General features: G+C 72.3%; 4 protein-coding genes. 2 read left to right on the top strand and 2 right to left on the bottom strand.

The genetic code is table 11. From position 1 onward, the window contains the following. Positions 1–187: 187 nt before the first annotated feature. Positions 188–649: a MaoC family dehydratase gene (locus ACFWEP_RS31235; protein WP_266702746.1), complete on the bottom strand. Its 462-nt coding sequence runs from the start codon at positions 647–649 to the stop codon at positions 188–190. A gap of 121 nt (positions 650–770) precedes the next feature. On the opposite strand from ACFWEP_RS31235, the gene soxR reads away from it, so the two are divergent. Continuing rightward, positions 771–1,250, top strand: a complete 480-nt coding sequence (soxR, locus tag ACFWEP_RS31230) for a redox-sensitive transcriptional activator SoxR (RefSeq protein ID WP_387375144.1) — start codon at positions 771–773, stop codon at positions 1,248–1,250. A gap of 144 nt (positions 1,251–1,394) precedes the next feature. On the opposite strand, the gene ACFWEP_RS31225 is transcribed toward soxR, so the two are convergent. Continuing rightward, positions 1,395–2,006: a hypothetical protein gene (locus ACFWEP_RS31225; protein WP_387375142.1), complete on the bottom strand. Its 612-nt coding sequence runs from the start codon at positions 2,004–2,006 to the stop codon at positions 1,395–1,397. Between the two features lie 241 nt (positions 2,007–2,247). On the opposite strand from ACFWEP_RS31225, the gene ACFWEP_RS31220 reads away from it, so the two are divergent. Continuing rightward, the gene (locus tag ACFWEP_RS31220) at positions 2,248–5,082 is read left to right on the top strand and encodes a penicillin acylase family protein (protein WP_387375141.1); all 2,835 of its coding nucleotides are present in this window, start codon (positions 2,248–2,250) and stop codon (positions 5,080–5,082) included. Positions 5,083–5,140 lie beyond the last annotated feature (58 nt).

Raw genomic sequence — 5,140 nt, 5'->3', positions numbered from 1 at the left:
TTCACCGCGCCGGGCCGCCGGCCGCCCGTGGCGGGGGGCGCGCTATACGTGGACCTGGTGCTGCGCTGGGGCGGGCCCCCTATGTCGGGCTCCGCGCGCGTCCCGGCCTGGGCGGCGGGCCCGCCGCGCCCCGCGTCCTCGGGGTGCGGCGGGCCCGTGGCCGTGAGGCCCGTGCGGGGGCGATCGCTCAGAAGTAGTAGCGGGACACCGACTCGGCGACGCAGGCCGGCTTCTCGCCGCCCTCGCGCTCCACGGTCACGACCGCCGTGATCTGCACCCCGCCGCCCGCCTCCTCGACGGACTTCAGCACGGCGGTGGCGCGCAGCCGCGAGCCGACCGGGACCGTGGAGGGGAAACGCACCTTGTTGGTCCCGTAGTTGATGCCCATCTTCGCGCCTTCGACCGACATGACCTGCGGGACGAGTGCCGGGAGCAGGGAGAGCGTCAGGTACCCGTGGGCGATCGTGGTGCCGAACGGGCCGGTCGCCGCGCGCTCGGGATCGACATGGATCCACTGGTGGTCGCCGGTCGCCTCGGCGAACTGGTCGATCCGCTTCTGGTCGATCTCCAGCCAGTCGCTGTGCCCCAGCTGCTCGCCCACACCGTCGCGCAGCTCCTGTGCGGAGGTGAAGATCTTCGGCTCTGCCATGGTCCTGGTCCTGCCTTCCGGCTCACTGCTCGATGTCTAAGCGCTTGCTCAGCATGGAGTGGCCACCGGCTCCTGTCAACGAAGCGGGGAGGTGCGGTCGCGTGCGCAGTAGGTTCGAGGCGTGCCCCAGATTCCCCAGTCGCTCCACGAACTCACCGTCGGCCAACTCGCCGCGCGCAGCGGCGCGGCCGTCTCGGCCCTGCACTTCTACGAGTCCAAGGGGCTGATCACCAGCCGCCGCACCAGCGGCAACCAGCGACGCTACGACAGGGACGCGCTCCGGCGGGTCGCGTTCGTGCGCGCGGCCCAGCGGGTCGGCATCCCGCTGGCCACCATCCGTGAGGCGCTCGCCGAACTCCCGGAGGAGCGCACGCCCACCCGGGAGGACTGGGCCCGACTCTCCGGGGCGTGGCGTGCCGAGCTGGACGAGCGCATCGAGCAGCTCGGCCGGCTGCGCGACCATCTGACCGACTGCATCGGGTGCGGCTGCCTCTCGCTGGAGAACTGCGTCCTCTCCAACCCGGACGACATCTCCGGCGAGCGAATGGCCGGTTCCCGGCTGATGCCGGAGCGCCCGACCGGCCCGGAGCCGCGCGACTGACGCTCCGGGGGCGGGGCGCATCGGCGCCCGGGGGCCGCTCGTCCGGCCCCCGGCCACCCGTGCTCCGGCCGCTGCCTCAGGGTCTGGCGGGCGGCCTCCGGCCGGGTGGCCACGCCGGCCGGTCGAAGGCCACCCGGCAGGCTCTCAGGCCGCCGAGGTCAGCTGCTGGTGCCGTATCCGGTGCGCCCTTACCAGCGTCCCCGGCGTCAGCGCCGACGCCGGTACGAGGATGCCGCAGCCCGTGCACTCCGGACCGGACCGGGGTTCGCGGTGCGGGTCCTGGCGCCAGACGATCCGGGTCTCCGCGCAGACCGGGCAGGCCGTGCCGGGCTCCGCGCCGAGCGCGGTGATCAGCCGGAGCAGTACTTCGGGGAGCGGGGCGCTCGGATGCGTACCGGGGTCGGCGCAGCGGGCCACGCCGTTGCCTCCCCAGATCCGCCGGTGCCAGGCGTCGAAACCGCCGGGCCGGCGCAGCCCCTCGCGCTTCTCGCGGCGCCGCCGTTCGGCGAACCCCGCCTCGTACGCCAGCCAGAGGGCCCGGGCCGCCTCCAGCTCGGCCAGCGCGCCCGTCAGCCGGGCCGGGTCGGGAGCCCGGTCCTCCGGGCCGAACCCGTGCCGGGCGCACAGATGGTCCCAGGTCGCCCGGTGCCCGTAGGGGGCGAAGCGCTCCAGGCATTTGCGCAGCGAGTACCGCCGCAGGGCCAGATCGGCCCGGGGGTCACGGACCTGTCTCGCAAGACTCCGGAAACCGGCCATACCACCGCCACCTCCGTCGTTCGGTGTTCTTGTGGGGATGGACGTACGCCTGCCCGTTCTGGCTCCCCCGAAAGATGATTTCCGGCCACGGATGGGACGGGGGTGCACACAGTGGCGTGCAGCCGCCGGCCGGCGCCCCGCGGGGGCGTGTGACGATTCGGCAAAGGTGACTGATGCTCACCTTACGGACCCGACTTACCGTCGGTAATCTCCGGCGCATCGGCCTCCCTGAGGAGTACGCATGCCCCCACGTACACGTACCGGCAAGCTCGCCGCGACCTTCGCGGCCGTCCTCGCACTCGGAACCTCCATGCTGGCGGGATCACTCCCGGCAGGCGCCGCCCCGGTGGCGGCCACCGCCGCGGTCACCGACCACTGCGCCGGGCAGTGCGCGGACATCCTGCCGCCCGGCGCCAACGGCAACGCCACCCTCGCCGACATCCTCGGCAACAAGCTCTTCGGCACCCATCCCTCCCACAGCGACGACCAGCTCGACCGCTACACCTCGCTGATCTCCGGCCAGAGCACCCTCACCGACGCCAAGCTGACCGACTTCTTCAACGACGCCTCCTTCGGCGTCCCGTCCGGTCAGGTCGAGTCCACCGTCTCGCCCCGCAGCGACGTCACCATCACCCGGGACAAGAAGACCGGCGTCCCGCACATCGTCGGCACCACCCGCTACGGCACCGAGTTCGGCGCCGGCTACGCGGCAGGCCAGGACCGGCTCTGGCTGATGGACCTCTTCCGCCACATCGGACGCGGCGAACTCACCTCCTTCGCCGGCGGGGCCCTCGCCAACCAGGGCCTGGAGCAGCAGTTCTGGCCGCAGGCCCCGTACACCGAGGCCGATCTCCAAGCCCAGGTCGAGCGGATCAGGACCACCGAGGGCGCGCGCGGCGAGCTGGCCATGTCGGACGCGCAGGCCTACATCGACGGCATCAACGCCTACAAGGACAAGGCGAAGTCGAGTCGCAACTTCCCCGGCGAGTACGTCCTCACCGGCAAGATCGACTCGATCACCAACGTCGGCGAGATCGTGCCCTTCAAGCTCACCGACCTGATCGCCATCGCCACCGTCGTCGGCGGCCAGTTTGGCGGCGGAGGCGGCGGCGAGGTGCAGGCCGCCATCTCGCTGCTCGCCGCCCAGGAGAAGTACGGCGTCACCGAGGGCACCCGGGTCTGGGAGTCGTTCCGGCAGCGCGAGGACCCGGAAGCCGTCCTCACCGTGCACGACGGCACCTCCTTCCCGTACGCCCAGAAGCCCGCCACCGCGCGCGGCACCGCCCTCCCCGACAAGGGCTCCGTCACCGCCGAGCCCCTGATCTACGACCGCACCGGCTCCGCGGGCACCAACCTCAAGGCCCCGGTCGCCGCGCCCGCCGCCCTCAAGCCGCTCCAGGGCGTCTTCGACGACGGCGTCATCCCCGAGGGCACCCTGCCCGGCTCCGGCACCGACGCGCAGAAGCGCGGCATGTCCAACGCCCTGGTGGTCTCCGGCTCCCGCACCGCGAGCGGCAACCCGGTCGCCGTCTTCGGCCCGCAGACCGGCTACTTCGCCCCGCAGCTGATGATGCTCCAGGAGATCCAGGGACCCGGCATCAGCGCCCGCGGCGTCTCCTTCGCGGGCGTCGGCATGTACGTCCAGATGGGACGCGGCGAGGACTACGCCTGGAGCGCCACCTCCGCCGCCCAGGACATCACCGACACCTACGCCGTCCCGCTCTGCGAGGCGAGCGGCGCCACCCCGACGAAGAACTCCGCCTCCTACCTCTACCGGGGCACCTGCACGCCCATGGAGAAGATGGAGCGCACCAACTCCTGGAAGCCCACGACCGCCGACTCCACCGCCGTCGGCTCCTACCGGATGCAGGTCTGGCGCACCAACTACGGCATCGTCACCCACCGCGCCACGGTGGGCGGCAAGCCGGTCGCGTACACCTCGCTGCGCACCACCTACCGTCACGAGGCCGACTCCATCATCGGCTTCCAGATGCTCAACGACCCGGCGTACGTGACCGACGCCGCCTCCTTCCAGCAGGCGGCGAGCAACATCGACTACGCCTTCAACTGGTTCTACGCCGACTCCCGCACCGCCGCCTACTACAACAGCGGCATGAACCCGGAGCGGGCCGCGGGCGTGGACCCGGCGCTGCCGATCGCGGCGGACCGGGCGTACGAGTGGCAGGGCTTCGACCCGGTCGCCAACACCGCCACGTACACGTCCTTCGCCGCGCATCCGCACTCCAGCGGCCAGGACTACTACATCTCCTGGAACAACCGGCAGGCCAAGGGGTACGCCTCCGCCGGCTTCGGGTTCGGCGCCGTGCACCGGGCCGACCTGCTGGACGACCGGGTCTCCGCGCTGGTCGCCCAGGGCGGCGTCACCCGCGCCTCGCTCACCAAGGCCATGGAGCAGTCCGCCGTGACCGATCTGCGCGGCGAGCAGCTGCTGCCCGAGCTGCTGAAGATCATCCGCTCCCAGCCCGTCACCGACACCGCCCTCGACGCCGTCGTCAAGCAGCTGGAGGCGTGGCGGGCGGCCGGCTCGCAGCGCAAGGAGACGGCGGCGGGCTCCGCGACGTACGCCAACGCGGACGCCGTACGCGTCATGGACGCCTGGTGGCCCGCGCTGATGGACGCGGAGTTCCGGCCCGGACTCGGGGACGCGCTCTACGGCGCCCTGGCGGCGAACCTCGCCGTGGACGAGTCCCCGGCCGCCAGCCACGGACCCAGCGGGGCGCACAGCGGCTCCGCCTTCCAGTACGGCTGGTGGGCCTTCGCCGACAAGGACCTGCGCCAGGTCCTCGGCGAGAACGTCCAGGGGCCGCTGGCCCGCACCTACTGCGGGGGCGGCGTACTCGCCACCTGCCGCGACGCCCTGCTCACCACTCTGAAGGCGGCCGCCGCCAAGCCCGCCACCACGGTCTACCCGGGTGACGACAACTGCGCGGCCGGCAACCAGTGGTGCAGCGACGCGATCATCCACCGCGCGCTGGGCGGGATCACCCAGAAGACGATCCCGTGGCAGAACCGGCCGACCTACCAGCAGGTCGTGGAGTTCCCCTCGCACCGGTAGGGGAGCGGAACGGAACGCACCGGCGGTCCCGGTGCGGGGGTGCGGACCACCCCCGCAC

The organism is Streptomyces sp. NPDC060198, from assembly GCF_042728415.1.
Lineage (GTDB): Bacteria > Actinomycetota > Actinomycetes > Streptomycetales > Streptomycetaceae > Streptomyces.
This window is presented reverse-complemented; position numbering and strand designations above follow the sequence as displayed.